This is a genomic window from Anaerococcus sp. C0059F3, assembly GCF_056590475.1.
This window is the reverse complement of sequence record NZ_JBWPWE010000011.1, coordinates 16,864-40,439: the sequence shown is the minus strand read 5'-3', so window position 1 is coordinate 40,439 and position 23,576 is coordinate 16,864. Positions and strand designations below refer to the sequence as shown.

Annotated in this window: 25 protein-coding genes; 19 read left to right on the top strand and 6 right to left on the bottom strand. The window is 36.7% G+C overall.

Going from position 1 to position 23,576, the window contains the following annotated elements:
* Positions 1–36: 36 nt before the first annotated feature.
* Positions 37–765 carry an elongation factor P 5-aminopentanone reductase gene (ymfI, locus tag AC1EJ5_RS07970; protein ID WP_479815628.1) on the bottom strand — a complete coding sequence of 243 codons (729 nt, stop codon included), beginning with the start codon at positions 763–765 and terminating at the stop codon, positions 37–39.
* Between the two features lie 52 nt (positions 766–817).
* On the opposite strand from ymfI, the gene AC1EJ5_RS07965 reads away from it, so the two are divergent.
* Positions 818–1,654 carry an aldo/keto reductase gene (locus AC1EJ5_RS07965; RefSeq protein ID WP_479815626.1) on the top strand — a complete coding sequence of 279 codons (837 nt, stop codon included), beginning with the start codon at positions 818–820 and terminating at the stop codon, positions 1,652–1,654.
* 354 nt (positions 1,655–2,008) lie between these two features.
* On the opposite strand, the gene AC1EJ5_RS07960 is transcribed toward AC1EJ5_RS07965, so the two are convergent.
* Positions 2,009–4,651, bottom strand: coding sequence for a hypothetical protein (locus AC1EJ5_RS07960; protein ID WP_348938367.1), 2,643 nt, complete (start codon positions 4,649–4,651; stop codon positions 2,009–2,011).
* Between the two features lie 275 nt (positions 4,652–4,926).
* On the opposite strand from AC1EJ5_RS07960, the gene AC1EJ5_RS07955 reads away from it, so the two are divergent.
* Both AC1EJ5_RS07955 and AC1EJ5_RS07950 read left to right on the top strand, forming a co-directional pair.
* On the top strand, positions 4,927–5,787 hold the full coding sequence (locus tag AC1EJ5_RS07955) for a transposase (RefSeq protein ID WP_223419883.1): 861 nt from the start codon (positions 4,927–4,929) through the stop codon (positions 5,785–5,787).
* Positions 5,788–5,803: 16 nt separating this feature from the next.
* Positions 5,804–6,508, top strand: coding sequence for a transposase (locus AC1EJ5_RS07950; RefSeq protein ID WP_479815624.1), 705 nt, complete (start codon positions 5,804–5,806; stop codon positions 6,506–6,508).
* 170 nt (positions 6,509–6,678) lie between these two features.
* Here the strand turns inward: AC1EJ5_RS07950 and AC1EJ5_RS07945 are convergent, their stop codons facing one another.
* The 3 genes from AC1EJ5_RS07945 to AC1EJ5_RS07935 all read right to left on the bottom strand — a co-directional run bounded on the left by AC1EJ5_RS07945 (position 6,679) and on the right by AC1EJ5_RS07935 (position 9,519).
* Positions 6,679–7,218: an NADPH-dependent FMN reductase gene (locus tag AC1EJ5_RS07945; RefSeq protein ID WP_223419887.1), complete on the bottom strand. Its 540-nt coding sequence runs from the start codon at positions 7,216–7,218 to the stop codon at positions 6,679–6,681.
* An 80-nt stretch (positions 7,219–7,298) separates the two neighbouring features.
* Positions 7,299–8,690 (bottom strand): NADPH-dependent glutamate synthase, encoded by a 1,392-nt coding sequence (gltA, locus tag AC1EJ5_RS07940; RefSeq protein ID WP_479815622.1) that lies wholly within the window; start codon positions 8,688–8,690, stop codon positions 7,299–7,301.
* Positions 8,677–9,519, bottom strand: a complete 843-nt coding sequence (locus tag AC1EJ5_RS07935; protein WP_479815620.1) for a sulfide/dihydroorotate dehydrogenase-like FAD/NAD-binding protein — start codon at positions 9,517–9,519, stop codon at positions 8,677–8,679. The genes gltA and AC1EJ5_RS07935 overlap by 14 nt, the downstream gene beginning before the upstream one ends.
* 146 nt (positions 9,520–9,665) lie before the next feature.
* Here AC1EJ5_RS07935 and AC1EJ5_RS07930 point away from each other — a divergent pair, with 146 nt between their 5' ends.
* The 15 genes from AC1EJ5_RS07930 (at position 9,666) to mnmA (ending at position 21,019) form a co-directional block, all read left to right on the top strand.
* Positions 9,666–11,441 carry an ABC transporter ATP-binding protein gene (locus AC1EJ5_RS07930; RefSeq protein WP_479815618.1) on the top strand — a complete coding sequence of 592 codons (1,776 nt, stop codon included), beginning with the start codon at positions 9,666–9,668 and terminating at the stop codon, positions 11,439–11,441.
* An 81-nt stretch (positions 11,442–11,522) separates the two neighbouring features.
* Positions 11,523–12,323, top strand: a complete 801-nt coding sequence (locus AC1EJ5_RS07925) for a DnaJ domain-containing protein (protein ID WP_479815616.1) — start codon at positions 11,523–11,525, stop codon at positions 12,321–12,323.
* 8 nt (positions 12,324–12,331) lie between these two features.
* Positions 12,332–13,114 (top strand): threonine/serine exporter family protein, encoded by a 783-nt coding sequence (locus tag AC1EJ5_RS07920; RefSeq protein ID WP_223419897.1) that lies wholly within the window; start codon positions 12,332–12,334, stop codon positions 13,112–13,114.
* A gap of 1 nt (position 13,115) precedes the next feature.
* Complete coding sequence (locus tag AC1EJ5_RS07915) at positions 13,116–13,589, top strand: threonine/serine exporter family protein (RefSeq protein ID WP_223419899.1); 474 nt, start codon at positions 13,116–13,118, stop codon at positions 13,587–13,589.
* A complete protein-coding gene (msrA, locus tag AC1EJ5_RS07910; protein WP_308748649.1) occupies positions 13,589–14,074 on the top strand; it encodes a peptide-methionine (S)-S-oxide reductase MsrA in 486 nt (161 codons plus the stop codon). Before AC1EJ5_RS07915 ends, msrA begins: the two co-directional genes overlap by 1 nt.
* Complete coding sequence (locus tag AC1EJ5_RS07905; protein ID WP_308748648.1) at positions 14,071–15,111, top strand: GH25 family lysozyme; 1,041 nt, start codon at positions 14,071–14,073, stop codon at positions 15,109–15,111. The genes msrA and AC1EJ5_RS07905 overlap by 4 nt, the downstream gene beginning before the upstream one ends.
* Positions 15,112–15,146: 35 nt before the next feature.
* Complete coding sequence (locus AC1EJ5_RS07900; protein ID WP_209771302.1) at positions 15,147–15,368, top strand: YdbC family protein; 222 nt, start codon at positions 15,147–15,149, stop codon at positions 15,366–15,368.
* 44 nt (positions 15,369–15,412) lie between these two features.
* Entirely contained in the window at positions 15,413–15,826 is a 414-nt protein-coding gene (locus AC1EJ5_RS07895; RefSeq protein WP_308748647.1) for an EamA family transporter, read from the top strand.
* 12 nt (positions 15,827–15,838) lie between these two features.
* Entirely contained in the window at positions 15,839–16,534 is a 696-nt protein-coding gene (locus AC1EJ5_RS07890) for an aldose epimerase family protein (RefSeq protein WP_308748646.1), read from the top strand.
* A gap of 85 nt (positions 16,535–16,619) precedes the next feature.
* Positions 16,620–17,279 carry a response regulator transcription factor gene (locus AC1EJ5_RS07885; RefSeq protein WP_348937278.1) on the top strand — a complete coding sequence of 220 codons (660 nt, stop codon included), beginning with the start codon at positions 16,620–16,622 and terminating at the stop codon, positions 17,277–17,279.
* The gene (locus AC1EJ5_RS07880) at positions 17,264–18,280 is read left to right on the top strand and encodes a sensor histidine kinase (RefSeq protein WP_308748643.1); all 1,017 of its coding nucleotides are present in this window, start codon (positions 17,264–17,266) and stop codon (positions 18,278–18,280) included. Before AC1EJ5_RS07885 ends, AC1EJ5_RS07880 begins: the two co-directional genes overlap by 16 nt.
* The gene (locus tag AC1EJ5_RS07875; protein WP_308748642.1) at positions 18,270–18,494 is read left to right on the top strand and encodes a hypothetical protein; all 225 of its coding nucleotides are present in this window, start codon (positions 18,270–18,272) and stop codon (positions 18,492–18,494) included. Before AC1EJ5_RS07880 ends, AC1EJ5_RS07875 begins: the two co-directional genes overlap by 11 nt.
* Before the next feature lie 4 nt (positions 18,495–18,498).
* Positions 18,499–18,822, top strand: coding sequence for a hypothetical protein (locus tag AC1EJ5_RS07870; protein WP_348937276.1), 324 nt, complete (start codon positions 18,499–18,501; stop codon positions 18,820–18,822).
* Positions 18,823–18,852: 30 nt separating this feature from the next.
* Entirely contained in the window at positions 18,853–19,926 is a 1,074-nt protein-coding gene (locus tag AC1EJ5_RS07865; RefSeq protein WP_479815612.1) for a cysteine desulfurase family protein, read from the top strand.
* Positions 19,916–21,019 (top strand): tRNA 2-thiouridine(34) synthase MnmA, encoded by a 1,104-nt coding sequence (gene mnmA, locus AC1EJ5_RS07860; RefSeq protein WP_479815610.1) that lies wholly within the window; start codon positions 19,916–19,918, stop codon positions 21,017–21,019. The genes AC1EJ5_RS07865 and mnmA overlap by 11 nt, the downstream gene beginning before the upstream one ends.
* A gap of 81 nt (positions 21,020–21,100) precedes the next feature.
* On the opposite strand, the gene AC1EJ5_RS07855 is transcribed toward mnmA, so the two are convergent.
* Positions 21,101–21,928: an exodeoxyribonuclease III gene (locus AC1EJ5_RS07855; protein WP_479815608.1), complete on the bottom strand. Its 828-nt coding sequence runs from the start codon at positions 21,926–21,928 to the stop codon at positions 21,101–21,103.
* A gap of 149 nt (positions 21,929–22,077) precedes the next feature.
* Between AC1EJ5_RS07855 and AC1EJ5_RS07850 the strand changes: the two genes are divergently transcribed.
* Positions 22,078–23,520, top strand: a complete 1,443-nt coding sequence (locus AC1EJ5_RS07850; protein WP_479815606.1) for a hypothetical protein — start codon at positions 22,078–22,080, stop codon at positions 23,518–23,520.
* Positions 23,521–23,576 lie beyond the last annotated feature (56 nt).

Here is a 23,576-nt window from a genome sequence, read left to right as displayed (position 1 = left end):
AGCTAGGATAGAGGGAAAATCCTCATCCTAGCTTTTTTAATAAAATCCACCATTTATATCTATAATTGAACCTGTGATATAGGAAGCCTCTTCTGAAATTAAAAAAGCAACCAGATCTGCGATTTCTTTTGGATTTGCAAAGCGGCCTAGACCAATATCTTCCTTGATCAAGTCAAGTTCCCTTTGGCTGTAGTCGTTTTTCATCATATCAGTAAGGACAACTCCAGGAGCTACGGCATTTACCCTTATATTTGACGGAGCAAGTTCCTTTGAAAGGGCCTTGGTAAAGGTGTTAACACCACCCTTAGTAGCTGAATAGCAAGCTTCAAGGGCTGCGCCTTCCTTTCCCCAAATTGAAGAAATATTTATAATGACCCCGTCTTTCTCGCTTATCATTGGCCCAAGGGCTCTTTTTGTAGCAAGAAAAACTGAGTTAAGATTGGTATTTACCATTTCCTGCCACTTTTCAAAGTCCATATCCTGGATAAGACCGACATAGGATTTGCCTGCGTTGTTTATTAAAATATCAACATGGCCAAAATTTTCTTCGGCAGTTTTAAAAAGATAGTCAACCTCATCTTCCTTGGAAAGGTCAGCCTTAACTGCGATTACATTTGGATTTACTTGTCTTAATTCTTTCAAAAGAGCAAGGGCAGGCTCTTCCGAATTATTATAATTTATTACGATTTTATAAGATTTGGCAAGTCTCCTAGCGATATCCGCCCCAATTCCCCTAGAAGAGCCAGTTATTAATGCTGTTTTCATATTATTTATTATATCATATGGGTATATAAATAGTAAGAAAAAAGGAGAGATTATGAAATATTTTAGGTTAAATAATGGAAGTAAAGTGCCAGCTATTGGCTTTGGCACCTTTAAAATTACTGAAGAAGCCGATATGGAACTTGCCATTGGTAAGGCAGTAGAAGAAGGTTATAGGTATTTTGATACTGCAAAATATTACGAAAATGAAAAGATTTTAGGAAAATATTTGAAAGAAACTGGTCTAAAGAGGGAAGAATATCATGTTGCAACTAAGGTGTGGCCATCATCTTTTGATACAGATGCTTGTAAGAGAAGTCTTGATGAATCCCTAGCTGACCTAGATATTGGCTATATTGACATTATTTTACTTCATTGGTATGGCAAAGACTTCGAAAAAGCTTGGGAAGTTTTTAGAAATTACAGGGACCAAGGCCTTGTAAAGGCCATCGGAGTTTGTAATTTCTCCATTGATCAGATGACAGAACTAATAAATCTAGGAGAAAAACCAGTCCTTGACCAACTTGAAAGCCATCTTTACTTACAAGACTATAAAACTGTTGAATTTTTAAAGGAAAATGGAATTCTCCACCAGGCCTGGGGTCCACTTTCTCAGGGAAAATCTAACTTGCTTGATGAAAAAATCCTTAAGGAAATAGGGGATAAGTATGGCAAGAGCCCTGCCCAAATTGCCCTAAAATGGAATATTGAAAGGGGAACTATGGTCCTCGTTAAATCATCTAACCCAAAAAGGATAAAAGAAAATATCTCGATTTTTGACTTTGACCTTAGCCAAGAGGACATGAACGCTCTTGCCAGCCTTGATAGGAAGGAAAGATTTTCTAATGACCCAGAAAATAAGGAGTGGCTTGATAAGATAAGAAGAGGATAAAGAAAAGGGAGCTGTTGCAAATTGTGAATAATTATCGTCCCATCATCATAGGGTTATATCTCAAATTTTGCCTCTTAGAGCCGGCAGTCCACTTTAATCCCGCCGGCTCATAGGTGCGAAACTTCACGAGAAAATAGCCTGTCGGCTTATTGAGACCCCCTGATGATATTGGATCGATTTATTCATTCTGAAACAGTCCCTTTTTTGAGCAATAACAAATTTTTTCCGATAAGATAATTAACGTTTCATAAATGTAATACCATTTTCAAAATTTAAGCAAAATCTTTTTAACAAAAAACCCAAGCTATTCTCAAGCTTGGGAAATTTTATTTGTTGTTTGAGTTAGCCTGAACTTTACATAAGACTTTTAAAATCAGGATTCATTTTTATGAGCAATATTTCAGCTTTTTGTCTTAATTTTTCTGACTGTTCGATTAATTTTAAGAGGTCTGTTCTGATGTTTTTTGTTTTCTCAGGACAATTTTCTAATAACCAAACAGCTGCCTTTGATGTTATAACAGATCTTTCATAGGCTTCTTTTAGTTTGTTATATTTTTCTCTGTCAAAATTTTTGCTTTTACTTTCATTTAAAAAGTAATCTGGCAAATAATCTACTTGGTAATTTGAATAGTGGTTTTTCTCTCCAGTCCTGTCTGGTTTTATCGGGCCTTTATCTTTGTCTTTACCAGAATTTGGATTCTTATTTTCTTCTTTTTTGCCTCCACCATTTTCAGTTTTGGAGTTTTCAGTATTAGACTTTTGGTTTATAGGTTTATCTTTGTTTTCTGTTAGAGCATCGCTTATAGTTTTTAAAGTCTTATCAGAAATTTTTTGGGTTCCACTCCAGTAGTCTTCTGGGATAATTAGGTCAGAATTTGTAGTTTTTTTGCCGTCAATTGCAATACCCTTTGTGCCTTCAAATTTTATCTTGTCGGATTCTACTGCTTTGGCAGGATTTTTTGAGCTATTGCCGCCCCTAATATAAGCGGTGCTTACAGATATAGAACCATGGCCTGATACGCCAGATCCACCTTTTTTGCCTGAGCCAGATCCGCCTATAGCTACGAGTTTGCCCTTGCCGGTCACATTTCCGCCATCAAGCTTTAGACCGTCTCCACCAACAGATGTGAGAGCGTATACACCGCCGCCAAATAGGTTTAGGGATGAGTTTTCTGTTATTTCTAGGTTTCCATTTGGGCCCACTTCTAGGGCTGGCTGACCAGATTTACCATATGTTGCTTGCTCGTCGCCTCTTACGGAAACTTCGCCTTCTATCCTAGCTCTACCTTCTACCTTTATGATTGGCTTGTCATTTGTGTTTACAATCTTGCCTTGGGCAGCGGAGTTTGTATTTGAGTAAATAGAAGAATTTCCAAGAATAGCCCCGTCTTTTAGGACAACTTGGCCCCAAATTGATGCGCCAGTTGTAATTTTGTCATCGCGTGGGTTGTAATTTACATTTAATTTTCCACTATTAGAAACTTCGATCTTGCCAAAGACTACAGAGTCATCTAAGTTTAGGATTCCGCCGTCTTTTACAATTATTTTTACAGATCCAAGGATTTTCATGTTTTTGAAGGTGAGGTTGGCTCCTTGGCCTACAACTAGGGTTTGGGTTGGCTCATCAATGGTCTCAAAACCTAACTCTCCATAGGTGCCAGATTGGTGAGATCCAAACCATGCCTTGAGGTCTTTTCGCACATTTACAATATTGTTTGAGTCATTGAATTTTGTGATTTTCCATGGACTCATTTCCCACATATATTTTTTATCTTGAGTTTGGATGAATTTAGCTTTTGATAAAAGCTCTTCTAGGCTTTGCTCTCCTAGGTTATGGACTTCTACTTCAGCTTCATTTGATTCCACTTTCTTTCCACGAATATCAGTTGCACTTATTTTTATTTTGAAAGTACCTGTCTTTGTTGGGCTTCCGCCAAGGATTATAGAACCATGGGCGAAGTTTGCCTCTATGCCTGTATTTTCATCTACAACAACAGCTTTGACTTCGTTAAATTCATTGCCCCTGTCTTCTAGTTTTTTCCAATCATCCTCGCTAGGCTTTTCTTTGTCTGTGTACTCTACGGATACAGCATTAGGATTGTTTGAAACTGAGACGCTACCGCCAGAAAAACCGTCTAACTTTGTCTGACCCACTAAAAGATTGTCAAACTTTCCTACTAGTCTTATTTGGTAGGTCACATCCTTTTTATTCTTGTTATCAACAAGTTTTTTATCCTTGTATAAGTAATTGTATTCTATTCCATCGTAGGTAATGGAAAGCGAATCATTGTTATTTAGCCCAACTATGCAGAGATCACCATCCATTGAAAAAGCATAGGTATTATTGCCAAAAACGGATGAAGGAGATGAGGTTTCTGTTTGAGTCTTGCCATTAATAATTATTTTTTCAAGTTTATTTTTATCGACCTTTCTCCCATCTGCTAAACCCAAGATATTTTTTCCAAAGGTTTCTTTATAGCTAAAGGCTATTTCATCAGTTTTTCCAGGATCTGGCTCTTCATTATTTTGTGGATCTTCTTTTTCTGCGCCTATGTTTTCTTCTTTGATAGAATTTTTATCTATAAGATTATCGTCCCATGCATAAGGATTTTTTATTGTAAAAGATAAGATCTTTTTATCTGATTTTATGACAACCTTGTCACCTTCATCCAGTTTAGTGAAAACTATAGAAAATTCATCGCCATTTTCTCCTTTGGATAGGTAATAAACTCCCCTGTTTTTTGGTCTACTATTGCTAGGGTCTTCGCTCCAGGCTGATCCTTTAACCTCTACACTTTTTATATTATTTATAAATTCGTGGTCTAAAATAATTGTATTTGTCGCAAATCCACCCCTAGATCCCTTTATCAAACTAGGGCTATCAGCAAAGGCTACTAGGTTAAAATTATTTTGACCTATCTGTCTTTCTATATTTGTATTTGCCAAAATCACACCTGATAGGGCCAGGCAGATGGCTATTTTTTGTCTTTTTTTCATAAAATCTCCTTGAATAATAATTTGCGATTATGATAATCATTATTAATCGCTCCAGCTAATTATAAACTATATCAATCAAGATTGCAAGGATTTTATCAGTTTTTATAGATAGATATCATTAAATACTAATTTCGTTAAATTTTCAATTAGAAAGTAAACTGAAAAGTCTCTGTATTAGAGTAAAGTTTAAAAAGAAGGGGCTGTTGCAAAAGTCCCAGTATAGAAAAAAGACGAGGAAACTAAACATCCTCGTCTTTTTCTGATACAATGTATTTATGAAAACAAGTAAAAATACAATATCATTAACTAATTTTACACTAGTTGATGATACAATTCAATTAAAATTAAACTTTAACACAGAAGTATACATCCAAGATGACATAAAACTAAGGCTTGTAAAAAATATAATTGAAAGGATAGACCTAACAGAATTAAGAAAAGTCTACTCATCATTTGGGAGAAAACCTAGTGTAAATCCAGTAACAATGCTTCAAATAATAATATTCTGCTACTCTGAAGGAATATTCTCATCAAGAGAAATAGAAAAATCATGCAAATATGATCTAAGAATAAAATATCTTCTTGATGGTCAAAATCCACCAGACCATAGCACAATCAATAGATTTAGACAAAAAATAGTAAATCTAACACCTAACCTACTAAGTCAACTAGTAGAAATACTAATAAAAGAAAAGCAAATAGACCTATCAAGTATATACATAGATGGAACAAAAATAGAAGCTTATGCCAACAGATATAGTTTTGTATGGAGAGGAAGCACAGAAAAATGGCAAGAAAAACTAAGAATTAGAATAATAAAGCACTTCAATTTAAATAAAGACCTAACACCATCCCAAGTATTAGAAGTAGTAAAAATAGTATTTAATCAAGTAAGTAAAGAATGTAGAGAAAAGAAAATAAACTTCGTACATGGTCAAGGAAAAAGAAAACACCAACTTCAACGAGAATATGAACAACTAAAAGATTGGAAAAACAAGTTAGAAACTTATCAAGAACACCTAGAAATAATGGGAGATTACAGAAACTCCTACTCAAAAACAGACCATGACGCAACCTTCATGAGAATGAAAGAAGACCATATGAGAAACGGTCAACTAAAACCAGCATATAATTAACTAGCCCGTCCGGCTCGTGGAGGACCTTGCAAGTGCATTAGGCTTTATCATAGGAGAAAATGTATCCCACCATCCAAATGACATCTACACCCTAAAACCATTCTTAACAAAACTACTAAAAAGTTATCCAAACAAACTAGATAAAATAGTAGCAGACGCAGGATACGAAAGCGAAGAAAACTATGTATACCTAGCAGAACATAATCTAACATCCTACATAAAACCTTCAAACTACGATCAATCCAAAACACGAAAATATAAAAAAGAACAAGAATTTAGAAAAAGCCTAGTCTATGATGAAACCCAAGACAAATACATATCAAAAGAAGGCAAAGAATTCATAAGATCCAATGATAGATACAGTAAAAGAAAAAGTGGATATGTAACAACTACAAAAGTATACAGGTGTTTTGACTGGAATAAAGATGGTCAAAAAACTAAAGGGATCTACATAGCAGAAACATTTCAAAAATATAGGAAAGAATCATTAGAAAACATAATATCCGACCAGGGAATAGAAGAAAGACTAAACAGGTCTATTCAAGCTGAGGGAGCTTTTTCCAAAATAAAATCAGGACTAAACTACAACAGATTCCACCATAGAGGAAAAGAAAATATAATAAGCGAAATATGCCTACTTTCTATTGCATTAAACTTAAATAAACTGGCATCAAAAATAGAAAATAAGAACTTAGAAATTATAAAATACAAAGCTGCTTAGGAAAAAAATATTCATGATAGATAGCTTTATTAAGTGACCCTAATTTTAATAAAAATGTGGAAAATTTATTCTTATCTTAAAAAACTCTATAAAAATTAATGGCTTGATACAAATACACAAGAAAAAAAGTGATGAGCAGAATAGATTTACCTATTCTGCATCACCTTTTTTTAGTCTACAAATTTTTTAGCAAAGTCTACGAAGGCATCGCAGGCACTTTTTACAAATGGTCTTGTTTCTTCGATAAGTTTTCCATCCTTATCAAATAATTCGTTAATCTTAGCTAGGTATACTTCTGGCTTGCTCATTGCTATGAGGTCTACACAAGTAAAGGATTGCTTTAGGGCAAGGTTACTTGATACCCCACCCATTGTACCGATTGTTGAGCTAAAAACTGTAGCTGGCTTTCCAGCCCATAGGTTTCCTTCTGGCCCACGAGATGCAATGTCAATTGCATTTTTTAAGACTGGGGCTAGGGACCTGTTGTATTCTGGTGTTATAAAGATAAAGGCGTCACATTTTTTGACATCTTCTCTAAGTTTAATGTAGGCAGGGTGAATTTCGCCCATGTCTAGGTCTTGGTTATAAAAAGGTGTTTCGCTTAAATCTATCATATATGTTTCAACATCTAGAAGTTCTGCAACTTCCTTGGCAAGCTTTTTATTCCATGAATTTTTTCTAAGTGATCCTACTAATAATCCTATTTTCATTGATAAATCCTTTCTTTTTTATTTATTTAATTTATACCCTAAAGTCTAAGATATAAGCAAAAAGAGCTAGCCCTATATAATTAATCATTTTTATTTCTTATATATTTATCAATGTTTGCTGCGGCCTTTTTGCCGGCTCCCATGGCTAGGATTACTGTGGCTGCGCCTGAAACAGCGTCACCTCCTGCAAAGACTCCGTCCTTGCTGGTCATGGTGGTATCGTCAATTATAATTCCGCCCCAAGATTCGGTTTTTATATCTGGATTGGTGTGCTTGATTAGTGGGTTTGGAGATTGGCCGATTGAAACAATTACAGATTCAAATTCTACTTCTTCGAATTTGCCTGTGGCAACAGGTCTTCTTCTGCCTGAAGCATCTGGTTCGCCGAGTTCCATTTTCTCAACCTTTACAGCCTTAACCCAACCATTTTCGCCAATAATTTCTACTGGGTTGTGGAGGTTCATAAAATTAATGCCTTCTTCTATGGCGTGGTGGCTTTCCTCAGCCCTGGCTGGCATTTCCTCAAAACTCCTACGGTAAACAACTGTCACATCAGCCCCAAGTCTTTTTGCAGATCTAGCTGCATCCATAGCAACATTTCCGCCACCAACTACGCAGACTTTTTTGCCCACATGGACTGGTGTGTCGTATTTTGGAAACTTATAGGCTTTCATAAGGTTCATACGGGTTAAAAATTCATTTGCAGAATAAACTCCGTTTAGGTTTTCACCAGGGATACCCAAAAACTTTGGAAGTCCAGCACCAGATGCTATGTAAATTGCCTCATAGCCCTGATCATAGAGGTCTTCAATAGAAAGGGTCCTGCCAACAATGGTGTTGGTTTTTAGTTTAACTCCAAGTCCGATTACGTTTTTAAGTTCTGTATTTACTAGTTTTTTTGGAAGCCTAAATTCAGGAATTCCATACATCAAAACCCCACCTGCAGTGTGGAAGGCATCAAAAAGAGTTACCTTATAGCCTAGTTTTGCAAGATCTGCAGCAGCAGTTAGGCCAGATGGGCCTGCACCAACCACAGCGACTTTTTCCTTGTTAGCGTAAACTTCAACTGGTTTTTTATATTTTTTGTTGTTGTGATAATCTGCGACAAATCTCTCAAGCCTGCCTATTCCAACAGGTTCGCCCTTGATTCCTCTTGTACAAACGCCTTCGCATTGGTTTTCTTGTGGGCAAACTCTCCCGCAAATGGCTGGTAGGTTGTTGGTTTCGGCGATTTTTTCGTAGGCATTATCAAGGTCGCCGTCAACTATAAATTGGATAAATTCAGGAATTTTTACGGAAACAGGACAGCCAGAAACACAAGGCTGGTTCTTGCAGTGGACACACCTAGTGGCTTCTTCTAGGGCCATTTCTGCGGTATAGCCTGTGGCAACTTCGTCAAAATTTTTATTTCTAACATTTGGGTCCTGTTCAGGCATCTTTACTTTTTCATTTGACATATTAAATTTTGCCATTTCTTACCTCCCCAGTTAGGTTGCAAAAGTGTTCTCTTTCCTCTGTGGCATAGTTTCTTGACCTATTCATGGCCTCATCAAAATCTACCAAAAATCCGTCAAAATCAGGTCCGTCAACGCAGGCAAATTTCATTTCCCCACCAACAGTAAGCCTGCAACAGCCGCACATACCTGTGCCGTCAACCATAATTGAGTTCATGGACACAGTTGTTGGTATATCTTGGACTTTGGTAATGTTAACCACATTTTTCATCATTATAGCAGGGCCAATAGTAAGGACGTGGTCGTAGATTTTTCCTTCCTTTAAGAGGTCTTCTAAAACCTGGGTTACAAAACCCTGTCTGCCGTAAGATCCGTCATCGGTTGTTATGTAAAGATTATCCGAACAATTTTCAAGTTCATCTTCAAGAATGATTATGTCCTTATTTTTAAAACCCATGATGACATCAACATTGGCTCCGATTTCGTGGAGGTATTTGGCCTGTGGATAGGCAATTGCAGTTCCAAGACCGCCGCCGATTACGCAGACATTTTTCCCCTTCAAATCGTCTAATTCAGTAGGTTTGCCAAGGGGGCCTACGAAGTCTAAAAATCCATCCCCAGCCTTAAGGTCGTTCATTCTCATAGTTGTGCCGCCAACGACTTGGACGATTATTGTAACATTTTCACCGTCGACTCCTGAAATGGTAAAAGGCACTCTTTCGCCTTTTTCATCGAGCCTTAGGATTATAAATTGGCCAGGCAGAGCTTTTCTTGCAATCTCTGGGGCCTTCACAACAAACTTGATGGTTGTATCATTCAAATTTGTTTTTTCTATTATTCTTGCCATAAGTCCTCCTTTAGACAAAGATTTCTTTCCTTAATTATAACATACTTCACAATAATAAATATGTAAAAGTTGAAAGACAAGGAAAGGTGAATTATTTATAAAATATAGTATTATAGACCTATTGAGATAAAAAAGAAGGGAGTATTATGGAAAAAAATCAAAGAAAATACACAAACAAATACCTCCTAAAAAAGTTCATACCTTATTATGGACCTTACAGGAAGGTTTTAACCATAGATTTGTTGGCAGCAGCCTTTACAACAGTATCTGAGCTAATCTTGCCACTTTTGTTATCCTACCTCACAGACTGGGCACAAATAGGCGTCCTCGATGCGCCAAGGATAGTGAAAGTTGCTATAATTTATGCCATAACAAAGGCAGTTTCAGTCATAGCTAGGTATTTCATGCAGTCTATGGGCCACATTATGGGGGCGTCGATCGAAAGAGATATGAGAAAAGATGTCTTCAACCACCTCATGGAAATGGATACAGAATTTTTTAATGAAGCAAAAATCGGCCAGCTAATGACCAGGCTTACCTCTGATTTGTTTGAAATTACTGAGTTTGCCCATCACGTTCCTGAGGAATTCCTAGCTGGGGCCATCAAGCTAATAATTTCCTTTATAGTCTTATTGACAATAGATTGGAAATTAGCCCTAGTAATCTATATCCTAATCCCACTAATGTACGTTGTTTCAAGGAAGTCTAGGGCCAAATTTAGAAAGGCGACCAAAAATTCTAAGAAGCAAATCGGGGAAATAAATGCAGGTGTGGAAGATACTTTACTTGGCATCAGCGTTGTAAAATCTTTTGCCAATGAAAATATTGAAAAATCCAAATTTGCCAAGGAAAACGACAAGTTTGCTGACATCAAGGCCGACCAATATTACAACATGGCCAAATATTTTATGGTCAAGGACACTTTTTCAGGCCTCATGTATTTGGTTTTAATTGTAATCGGCGGTCTACTTGTAATAAATAAAGAAATCACCCCAGGTGACCTAATCGCCTTTACCATGTATCTAAATATGTTAGTTGCAACCATTGAAAGGCTTATAAACTTCACCGACACCTATGAAAGAGGGACAACCGGTATAGAACGCTTTATCGAAATTATGAGTCTTGATAGGGATATATTTGACGCAGAAAACCCAGAAACCCTAGCAGACGTTAAGGGTAAAATTGAATTTGATAAGGTATCTTTCAAATATCCAAACTCAGCAGAAAATGAACCTTATGTCCTAGAAGACATGTCCTTTAAAATTGATGTTGGGGAAAATATTGCCCTAGTCGGTCCTTCAGGAGCAGGAAAGACCACAATTTCAAAGCTAATCCCAAGATTTTACGATGTAAATGAAGGGGAAATTAGGATTGATAATACAAATATCAAGGACCTTTCCATTGATTCTTTGAGAAACAATATTGGAATCGTCCAGCAAGATGTTTACCTATTTTCAGGCACAGTTAGGGAAAATATTGCCTACGGCAAGGAAGATGCCACAGAAGCAGAAATCAAGGAAGCAGCAAGACTTGCAGGTGCAGATGAATTTATAAAAGATTTGCCAAATGGGCTTGACACCTATATTGGAGAACGTGGAGTAAAATTATCTGGAGGACAAAAGCAAAGAATATCAATAGCAAGAGTCTTTCTTAAAAACCCACCAATCCTAATCCTAGATGAGGCAACAAGTGCCCTAGACAATAAGAGCGAAGCCATAGTCCAAGCATCTTTAGAAAAACTATCAAAGGGCAGGACCACCCTAATAATAGCACACAGACTCTCAACCATCATAAACGCCGATGAAATCATAGTCCTAACCTACGACGGCATAGTAGAAAGAGGCAACCACAAAGACCTCCTAGCCAAAAATGGAGTCTACTACAACCTATACAATTCAAATAACACAGATTTATTCGGCTAAAAAGAACAGACCCCGTGGTCTGTTTTTTCTTGGTAATCTTATCTAAAGATGTATAATATAATGGGAAAGAAAGGACATTTTATGAAAAAACTATTTGGCAAGTTCCTTCATGGACTTGCGACTCTTGTTGGAACTATTTTTGCAGTTCTAATTAACTTTATGAATATATTAGTGATGACCTTTGAAGGAATAAGATCTCTTTTGGCCCTTGTCTTTATGGTGGGCTGTTCGACTTTTATTTTCCTTCCAACTCTTTTATTATTTTTGCCTGCCAAGGTCTGGTATGCGATTTTTATTATCCTTGTAATTCCAGTCCTTGGACCTAAGTTTATTTCTATTCTAAGGTATGGAAATTATGTCCTTACTGAATGGATGTATGACAGGGCAAATTATTTGATAACAGGGGAGAGGGTCGGCTTTGAAAATATTTCAGATTATTCTGAAAAATATAGGATTGACCAAGAAAAAGAAAGACAAAGACAGGCGGAAGAAGAAGCTCGTCGCCGCCAAGAACAAATGTACGACTACTTTGAAGACCTCTTTGGTAATTTCACCTACTATGACACCAGGGATTTTAACCAAGGTGACTTTGGTGGTTTTTCTGGTGGTAATTATGGCGGCTACCAAAATTATGGCGGTGGTTTTTCTGGGGTTAATGACCTTGGCTTTAAGGAAAGGTATGAAAATGCAACAAGTAAGCTTGGTGTGCCACTAAATACAGACATCTATGATGTAAAACTTGCTTATAGGAAGCTTGCCAAAAAATACCATCCAGATTTGAATAAAGAGCCTGGTGCCAAGGAGAAATTCCAAGAAATCAACGATGCCTATGAGTTTTTGTCTGAAGAAAATATCAAGAAGTACAAGAATAATTATTTATAGGAAAAACCATGCACGATACAATTAAGAATGAAAAAGCAGCAGTCCTATTATCAGAAGTCGCCTCAGATGCTGGCGCGATCATGCTTGCAAGCGGGGCGGAGATATATAGGGTTGAAGATACAGTAGAAAGAATAATAAGGTCTAAGACAAACGCCAAGGATGTTGATGTTTACTCAACTTTTAACGTAATTATCCTATCTTTTACCTATGACAACGAGGTCCATACCAATGTTAGGAGGGTAAAAAACAGGGCCAATAAATTATTTTACGTTGACAAGGTCAACCAATTTTCAAGAGATTTTTGTGCGGGCAAATTAAGCCTGGAAGAGGCCTTAGTGGAGCTTAAGAAGATTAAGGCTTCTACAGGAAAACCACTTTTTGAAAAAATCCTAGGCGGGGGCATAGCAGCTGGAGCTTTTTCCCTACTTCTAAGTGGTGGTCAGGATGAGATGGCAGTTTCCTTTATAGTGGGACTCCTTTCTTACTATGCAGCAAACTTTATGGAACAAAATGGAATTGGTTATTTTGTGGTAAATTACCTCTACGGGGTCATTGTTTCCCTCCTAACCATAATTTTTGCCCATTATCTTCCTGGAATTGAATCAGGTATAATCATTGTTTCATCCATGATGGCACTCCTTCCGGGAATAATGATTACAAATGCCATGAGGGACTTGATGAGTGGGGATGCGACTAGTGGCCTAACTGGAGCTGTAATTGGTATTTTAATATCGACAGCCCTTGCCATGGGAGTTGGTACTCCTATTACAATTATGAAGATTTGGGGTTAATATGATTTATTTTAGAGAATTTATAATTTCAGCCATTGCGGCAGTTGGTTTTGGTTTGATTTTTGATTTACCCAAAAAAGCTATTTATATTTCAAGTTTGGCAGCAGGTTTTGGTTGGGTAATCTATAAAATAACTATGGAAGTTACTGGTTCTGTATATCTAGGATCTCTAGTTTCTGCCCTTGTAATGGCTGCAACAGCAGAGGTTTTGGCCAGGGTTTTTCATTATCCAGCCAGCGTTTTTATCCTTCCAGGTATAATCAATCTTTGCCCAGGCGAAGCCATTTATAAATCGATGACAAATTTTATAGCTAATGAAAATCTTGTCGCCCTTTCTTATTTTTATAAGGCCCTAGGGATTGCAGCAGCCATTGCCTTTGGTGTTTTGTTGTCATCTTCATTTTCAGCTTCACTTAAGAATTTTAAATGGAGAAGTCAAAGAAGGACAGATTTTACAAAATTTAGGAGAAAATAATGAGAGAAATATACCTAGCAGGTGGTTGTTTTTGGGGAGTAGATGCCTATTTTGGGGGCCTTGATGGAGTTGTTGCTACAGAATGTGGCTATGCTAATGGAAACACATCCACAACTACTTATGAAGAACTATACAAAACTGATTTTGCAGAAACAGTAAAAGTGACTTTTGATGAAGAAAAAATTTCTTTAGATCAAATCCTTGAACATTTTTATTATATAATTAATCCTTTTTCCCTAAACAGGCAGGGCAATGACCTAGGCCGCCAATATAGGACAGGGATTTATTCTAAAAATGAAGAAGATTTGGAATTTGCAAGAAATTTCCTAGACAAAAAGCAAAAGGAAGCTGACAGGAAAATCCTTGTAGAAGTAGAAGAATTAAGGTCTTATGTGGTGGCAGAAGCCTATCACCAAGACTATTTGAAGAAAAACCCAGCTGGCTATTGCCACATTGATTTAAGCGATGTATTGGAGATAAAATGAAGAAATTTACAAAAATAATGGCCATAGGAGTGGCCTTATTAATAGGCCTGCCAGGCCTAGCCCACGCAAGCGATGTAGTAAAATACGATGCTACAAGTCTTGATGAGGTCTTAATCAAAAATGGAGTTAAGGTTGATAGTGAAAAAGTTAAGGCCAGGCGCGAGGCCCTAATTAAGAAAAATCCTTCCGTGAAACCAGCGGAAGAAAAGAAAAAACCAGTAGTCTATCCAAAAACTGCGGTTTATACCAAGGTTGTAGATATGAGTGAGCACCAAAATCCTGTGGCTGTAAATTACGATGTTTTTGCCAAGGAAATTGACGGAGCCATACTACGTTCATCCATTACAACCTTCAAAGAAGACGAGGAAACAGGGGAAAAATCCTATTACCTAAGGCGTGATCTCACAGTTGATAGTCACTACCAAAACCTAAACGCAAGAAACGTGCCAATTGGTTTTTACCACTATTCAAGGGCGACAAATGTTGAAGAAGCGAGAAAAGAAGCAAACTACGTTCTTGATTATATCAGGGGCAAAAATATTTCCTTGCCAATCTTTTTGGATATGGAAGATAATATGAGACAGGCCAAGGTTTCTAGGGAGGAACTCTCAAAAGTGGCCGACACCTTCCTAAATATCATGAAGAGAAATGGCTATGTAGCAGGGATTTATTCCTACCCACACTTTGCCAAAAACCACTTAAATAGGGAAGTAAGAAACAGGGGCAATTTCTGGATTGCTGACTATGACGGAGTTGGTTTTACAGGCTATACCGACACAGAATTTGACATCTGGCAATATGCCCACAAGGGTAGGGTTGCAGGCTATCCAGGCAACCTTGACTTAAATACTCTTTATAGGGATTATCCTTTAATCATTAAGGGTAAGTCTAGGAAAAATTACAATGACCTTATCCAGGAAATAATCGACGGTCACTGGGCTGAGGGTAAGGAAAGGGAAAAACGCCTCAAATATGCGGGCTATAACTATAATCAAGTCCAAAAAGATGTTGATAAAAAATTAAGATTGAAGAAATAAAAAATAAACATATACTGTAACTAGGAGTGTGAATTATGGCAATTAAATATGATATAGTAGAAAATATTGGCATCCTTTCAACAAATGCAAAGGGTTGGACCAAGGAGTTAAACCTTGTTAGCTGGAATGAAAGAGAGCCAAAATACGACATCAGAGACTGGAACGAAGACCACACTAGGATGAGCAAGGGCATCACCCTTACAGCAGAAGAGGCAGAAGTCCTAAAAAATATCCTAGCTGACGAATTCGAAGACTAATTAGGCTCTCCCTTGATGGGGGAGTTTTTTTCTAAGGAGAAGATATGGCATATTTTTACGCCTTTTTATCAGCGATATTTGCAGCTTTGACATCAATCTTGGCTAAAATCGGCATTTCCGACATTAATTCAAACCTAGCCACAGCCATTAGAACTACAGTGGTCCTTGTCTTTTCTTGGATAATGGTTTTTGTGGTCGGTGGACAGCACGATTTAGGAAGTATTAGCAAAAAAACTTTGATATTTTTAATCCTCTCAGGCCTTGCCACAGGCATTTCCTGGCTTGCCTTTTATAAGGCCCTACAAATGACAGAGGCATCAAAGGTTGTGCCAATTGATAAGCTAAGCGTGGTTTTCACAATTATTTTTGCCTTCATAATTTTGGGCGAAACAGCAAGCAAAAAAGCTATAATTGGCGCAATATTAATAAGTATTGGGACCTTGGTAATGGTTCTTTAAAAAGGAGTTAAGATGAAAATTGAACTAAAAAATAATAAAACAAGATTATTAGCAGACACAAATGGTGCCTACATAGAAGAATTTACCTACGATGGCAAAGATGTATTTTTCCCAAAATTTGAGACAGAAATTGCTGGCAAAAAGAAAACTAGGGGAGGATCTCACCCATGTCTTCCATCTTTTGGACCAAGCGAGATAAATGACCTAAAAGACCATGGCTATGGCAGGGATTTTGAATGGGAAGTGGTAGAAAAAAGCCCTGAAAAAGTTATTTTAAAACTTGCCGGCACCTGTGGCTATGAGGGCATGGATTCTTTTATTGCTTATGAGCTTTCAGATAAATCTTTGATCGCTGAAATAAAAATGCTAAATGAGTCTGACAAAGATTTGCCAGTGGCACCAGGTTTTCACCCATATTTTAAGGCAGGTGAAGATTTTGAAGTTCATGGCCTAGATTTTGGGGACTTTAACCTAAAAGATACTTATTTTCTAGATGCAAGTGAGGTTTCCTTTAAGGCGGATAATTTCGATATTAAAATCACTTCAGAAAATTTCCACAAGTTTGCTATCTGGACAGATTTCCTAGATGATTACAGGTGTGTGGAGCCTTGCTACAATGGCAAGTCCTTTGTAAAGGGCGGGGAACCTTACATCCTAAAAGCTGGGGAAACTTTTTTGGCTCAGATGAAAATAGATATAGAAGGATAAATTTAACCAGGCCTAGGGTCTGGTTTTTTTATGGTCTTTACCAATTATTGATAAAAATCGTCTATAATATAGGAGAGGTGAGAAAATGGACATTTGTATAATTGAAGATAATCTTGCCCTGGTCGAATCCCTCAAGGACCTCTTGGAAAATGAAGGTTATGGGGTGGACTATTTTCTCGATCTTGGGGAAATTGACGATTATCTGATTTTAAATAAATATGATTTGATAATTTTGGACCTTATGTTGGGTAAGTTTGATGGTTTGGATTTTCTAAAAATTGTTAGAAGTGAAATAAAAAGACCGATTATAATCCTAACTGCCAAGGGCGGCAAAGAAGATGAGCTAAAAGGCCTGAGTCTTGGGGCAGATGACTATATCAAAAAACCATTTGATCCGGATATCCTACTTGCCAGGATAAAATCAAAATTAAGGATAAATGAAAATTCAGAAATTTCCTACAAGGAGACCACTTTTGATTTTGAAACGGGTTCGGTTAAGAAAAATGAAAGCCAAATCTATTTAACAAGTCAGGAAAAAAAGATTTTGAAAATTTTATTTATCAATAAGGGAAGGGTCCTTTCTAAAGAGAGCCTTCTTTCTATGGCATCGGATAATTTCGATCAGGTATCAGAGAGGACGATTGTGACCCATATTTATAACATCAGAAAGAAAATCCTTGAAATTGGGGCAGATGACCCGGTAGAAAATGTTTGGAAGGAGGGTTACAAATGGAAAAACGAGTAAAAAACTTGGTCTTAGGCCTTCTCTTGGATAATTTCTTGAGAGTCCTAACTTACGGGATTTTAACAATTATTGCCCTCAAATTAGGCCAAGAATACCTGTATCCCCTAAGGCTAAAAAGAGATTTTCCCATGGGAATTTTTATGATTTATTCTCTCTATTTTCTAAGAAAATTTTACATTGGGATTGATAAGAATATTCTGAATGATTTAAGGATTTTAGAAGAATCTATAAAAAAAGATAATTATGACAAGGACTTGGAATTGGCAGAATTTGACCTAATTGCCAAGACTTTAAAAGATAAAAACCAAAAAATAAGAGAGAAAGATTCTTTTATAAAAACAAGTCTAGCAGCAATTTCCCATGATATGAAAACTCCACTTACAGTGATAAATACAAATTTATCCCTTCTTAAGCCTATTGATCTAAAAAACCAGGCTAGGATTGTAAAGATTAAGGGCGAAAGCGAAAAAATCGCAGCCTATATTGGCGATTTGATGGAGGTAAGCGGGGGCTTTATCGAAGAGATAAGGCCAGTAAAAATTTCGCTTTCCGAATTTATGGCAAATTTAAAGGCAAATTTAAGTCTTTTTGAAGATATGAGGGAAGAGGAAATTGGTCTTATAAATGAAATTAATATTCGAAGTAAATATTATCTAAAGATTGATAAAATAAGGTTTGACAAGGCCCTAAGCCAGCTTTTGACCAATGCCTTTGAACACAGGAAGAGTGCGGTTTGGCTAGAGCTTGCGGAAAAAAATGGGGAAATCATAATCACAGTTGCTGATGATGGGCGAGGTTTTGATGAAAAAAGCCTAAAAGATGGCAAAAATCTTTTTTATACAGATAATTACGGCAGGACATCCGGCAAAGGAACTGGTATGGGACTCTTTATAGGAAATTCTTATATAGAAGCTATGGGAGGAAGGCTCCTTCTTGAAAACAAAAATGGGGGACGAGCCAAAATTTGCTTAGACCTTTGGGAGGAAGAGAATGGAAAATAAATTATTTTTAATATTTTTAATAATCTTTGCTTGCTTTGACCTTAATAAACTTATAAAAAAAGACCTAAACTTTTTTAGCTTTTTTAGGCCCCTTAGCCTTGCTATTACCTCTAATTTTATCCTTGATGGTATTGATGATAGGCTTAATGTAATTGCCCTCATATACTTTCTGTTTTTAGCCTATATTTACAGAAAAAATTTGAGAAAGGAATAAGAATATGAAAAAGAAATTTGATTTTTATGACTTTTTAGTCTTTATTTTTGGCCTTGTTGGTTTTGGTGGATATTATTTACTTATGACCCAATATTTTAAAGTTGATCCTTTTGAAGGATTAGAAATCATACCAACTATATACTTTGGTATTTCGGTTTTTACCATGGTTTTTGTTTACGATATAGTTAATGAAAAAATTGGAGATAATTTTTTTATAATTCCCCAAACCGTACATTTAGTTTCATATGTTTTTGGACCAATAATACTAATCTATGAAAAAATAAAGAATGCCGCCTTAGGGCGGTTTTTACTTGGCCAAAAACCTTGAATACAAGCCCTAGAAAAGTATATTGAGAGAATGAAGAAGATTTATTTTGACTATGCAGCAACAAGCATAAAAAGAAAGAAAATTTTAGAAGATATAATAAATCAGGCCGAATTATTTGACGGAAATCCCGATTCTAGCCATTCTTTTGGAAGGGATGCCAAAAGAATTTTGGAAGATGCGAGAAAAGACGTTGCAAAATCCATCGGGGCAAAGCCAAGTCAGATTATTTTCACATCTGGAGCCAGTGAATCCAATAATACAGTTCTTTCTGCTTTTAAAGACGAAAAAATAATTACAAGTAATATCGAGCACGACTCTATTGAAAATACCTATAATCCTCAAAACACCATTCTTATAGAGGCAAACGAGGAAGGAATTAGCCTTGATCAAATAAAGGAAAAACTCACAGACGATATTAAACTCGTTTCGGTAATGATGGTAAATAATGAAATGGGCCTTATAATGCCAATTAAGGAAATCGGTGAGTTTTTAAAAGATAAAGACATTTATTTCCACGTCGACTGCGTCCAAGCATACGGCCATTTGGATATTGATGTGGATGAGATGAATATTGACTTCTTATCCCTTTCTGGCCACAAAATCGGGGGAATAAATGGTTTTGGAATTTTATTTGCAAGAGAAAACCTCCCTTCTTTTATAAAGGGCGGTGAGCAGGAAAAATACCGCAGGGCAGGCACTTCCTATGTAATGGGCGCTTATTCCATGGCCAAATCTTTTCCTTATATGATTGAAGAAAGGGAAAAGATCAAGGATTTGAAAGGATATTTACTAGAAAGTCTTGGAAAATCAAAGATAATTTACGAGATAAATGGCAATCCAGATCAGACAGTCGATCACATCGTAAATATTTATTTCAAAGACTATAGGTCAGACTTTTTGCTAACTTATCTTGATATGCACGGGATTGCCGTTTCTGCGGGTTCTGCTTGTAGGGCGGGAGCTGTGATTCCTTCAAAGGTTGTTGAAAGAATTTACGGACCAGACATGGCCAGCCATTCACTAAGGATTAGCCTGGGTTTTGAAAATACAAGGGCAGATATTGATAGGCTATTAGAAGTTTTAGGAGAATTAGATGACAGATAAAAAAGATATAAAGGTAATAGTGGGGATCTCAGGCGGGGTGGATTCTTCTGTTGCAGCCCTTCTTTTAAAAGAAGAGGGCTATGATGTGACAGGGATTTTCATGAAAAACTGGGATGATACCGATGAAAATGGTTTTTGCACTGCCGAAGAAGACTTCGAAGATGCGGTTGCCGTTTGTAACCAAATCGGAATTCCTTATTATTCCATAAATTTTGAAAAAGAATATTACGACAGGGTTTTTTCCTACTTTCTTGATGAATACAAGAAGGGCAGGACTCCAAACCCTGATATCATGTGCAATAAGGAGATAAAGTTTAAGGCCTTTTTGGATTTTGCAAAAAATCTTGGGGCGGACTATTTAGCAACAGGACATTATGCAAGAGTTGACAGGACCGATGGGGAAACAAAGATGCTAAGAGGTCTTGATTCCAACAAGGATCAGACTTATTTTCTAAGCCAATTATCCCAAGAACAAATAAAAGACGTTTTATTTCCAGTAGGCGATTTGCAAAAATCAGAAGTAAGGGAAATCGCCAAAAAAGCGGGCCTTGCAACTGCTAATAAGAAAGATTCGACAGGAATTTGCTTCATTGGCGAGAGAGATTTTAACGAATTTTTATCTCATTACCTTCCAGCTCAACCAGGAAATATTGTCGATACAGAAGGTCACATCATGGGAAAACACGACGGTTTGATGTATCACACAATCGGCCAAAGACGTGGACTTGGCATAGGCGGTGAGGGAGAAGCTTGGTTTGTTTATGGAAAAGACCTTGAGAAAAACGAACTTCTAGTCTGCCAGGGAAAAAATAATCCGCTTTTATTTTCAAATAAGCTATACGGGTCAGAATTTTCTACAATTTCTGATAAGGAAAGTCCAAAGGAATTTGATTGCACAGCCAAATTTAGGTATAGGCAAGCAGATATAAGGGCCCATGTGAAAGTCCTTGAAGATGGCAAGGTAGAAGTGACTTATGACGACACCAAGGCCGTAACCCCAGGCCAAGCCGCAGTTTTCTACGACGGAGAAGTATGCCTAGGATCTGCAATTATTGATGAAGTTTACATGGATGATAAAAAATTAAGAGTGTAAAATCTATTTAAAAATTAAAATACATTGCAAATAAAAATAAACCTTGAAGACCATAAAAATGGATCCTTCAAGGTTTTTTTCTTATATATTAATTTCTAAAACAATTGGTGTGTGGTCTTGTCTTTCGCCAGAGTCGATCATGTCCGAATTTGTAATTAAGTCTTTAATCCTATCTGAAACTATGAAATAATCAATCCTCCAGCCGGAGTTGTTGATTTTACTTGTCTTAACCCTTTGGGCCCACCAAGTGTAGCGACCTTCCACATCGCCGTGGATGTGTCTAAAGGTGTCTGTAAATCCTTTATCAAGAAGATTTGTAAAGCCTTCCCTTTCTTCATCCGTAAAACCAGCTGATTCGTGGTTGTTATCAGGGTTTGCAAGGTCAATTTCCTTGTGGGCAACGTTAAAGTCACCAGCTGCTATTACTGGCTTATTTTGATCCAAACTTTTTAGATAATCAGCATAGAGCCTATCCCAAACCTGCCTATCAGGAAGTCTTACTAATTTGTCACCAGCATTTGGTGTATAGACGTGGGTGAAATAAAAATTATCAAACTCTAGGGTGATAATCCTGCCTTCAAAATCCATGGTACAAGGTGCACCGATTTGAGGAAAAGTTGCTTCTGCCTCAAGACCTTTTTTGTAAAGGGTCATAGTTCCTGCATAAGATTTTCTCGCAGGCTCCTCGCTTTGCCTATAAACATAATCATATTCTGGGAAATATTCAGCAAGTTTTTTCACATGTTTTTTGCTAAGGCCAGAATAAGGAAGTTTGGTTTCTTGGATGGCTATTACATCAGCATCTTCCTTCACAAGCCTATCTAAAACCAAACGGCTCATCACAGCCCTTGCAGAATCGCTTGTTAGGGCTGCGTTTAGTGAATCTATATTCCATGAAATAAATTTCATAATTACCTCTCTTTTTTTATTCTCTATTATTAATATACAACTAATAAAAAACTTTTAAAATTTCTACAAATTTAACACAAAATTAACACCATTTTGGGTATTATATAGTTAAGAAAGACACTAATATAAGAATTTTTAAGGAGGGTGTCATGAATAAATCTAAATTATTACTAGCCCTAGCAGTGTCAGCTATGTTGATTAATAGCGCCTATGCTAGCGAAATGAAAAATCAAAAAGTAAATGAAATCGAAGCAGAAGACCCTATTACAAATCCAAAAGTAGCAGAATACAAGGTAAAGAAAATTTATGAAGAAGGGGTTGATATTGTGGACGTTAATAACGAAGCTGATGTCTACAATGTTCCAAAATCTTATTTTAAGGGCATGGACCTTAAAGAAGGTAAGATTTTCACCCTTTATACAAATAGGGAAATCTTAGAATCAGATCCAGCAAAATTTGGAAAAGTGTATAAGGTTATCGAAGGCAAGGAAAGTCACGTTACTTCTGATATTTATGTAATCAAGACCATAAATGAAGAAGGAGTAGATTTATACCTTAAATCAAATCCTGATGACCTTTACAATGTTCCAAAAAAAGAATTCAAGAATATTGATTTAGTAGAGGGCAAAGAAGTAGAAATCGTAGCAGATGATGTACTTTACGCTTCATATCCAGCTAAATTTACAAAAATCCACAAAATAAGTGAAGTAAAACCTAAGGAAGAAAAGGTCGTAAGAGATTTTGTTGTTAAAGAAATCAACGAAGAAGGCGTCACCCTTTATGAAGTAGGAAACGAATCAAATCTTTACAATGTGCCAAAATCTGAATTTAAGGATATGAAAGTCGAAAAAGGCAAGGTCTTTACTATTACATCTGATAATATTTCTCTAAAATCCTACCCAGCACAATTTGGCAAGATTTTCTCCATTGTTGAAAAAGAAATACCAGCTAAGACTATGGTAAAATCTTATGTTGTAGAAAAAGTTGCTGATGATATGGTTACAGTTTACGAAAAGGACATGAAGGAAAGCAAGTATAATATCCCTAAAAAAGACTTTGGCAAGGCCAATCCAAAAGTTGGAGAAACTTATAAGATTGAAACATCAGAAGAAATCCTAACTTCAGATCCAGCCCAATTTGCGAAAGTAATAAAGGCAGAATTAGAAAAAGAAGCTCCAAAAAAGGCAGAAAAGCCTGCTGATAAAAAGAAAACACCTGAAAAATCTAAGGAAAAACCAGCTAAAGAAGAAAAGGCTAAGGAAAAAACTCTATCTGACATCTTTGTAGTAGAAAAAATCGACGAGGAAGGTGTGACTGTTTATAGAAAGTCAAACAAGGAAGATAAGTACCTTGTTCCTAAAAAAGACTTTGGAAAACTAGAAATAAAAGAAGGCAAGGAATACAAGATTTTCACAAATGATGTAGTTCTCACCTCTTACCCAGCCCAATTTGGAAAGATTATAAAAATCGAAGAAGTAATGGCAGGAAAGAATAAACAGTCTGCTAAAAACCCAAAAACCGGTCTAGTAGGCACAAGCCTTGCTCTTGTTACTCTAATCGGTGCAGGAATCGGCTATAAGAAAATTAAATAGAATCTAGGATCAAACGGTACCTTAGGGTGCCGTTTTTTTGTCTTTAATTCCCTTTA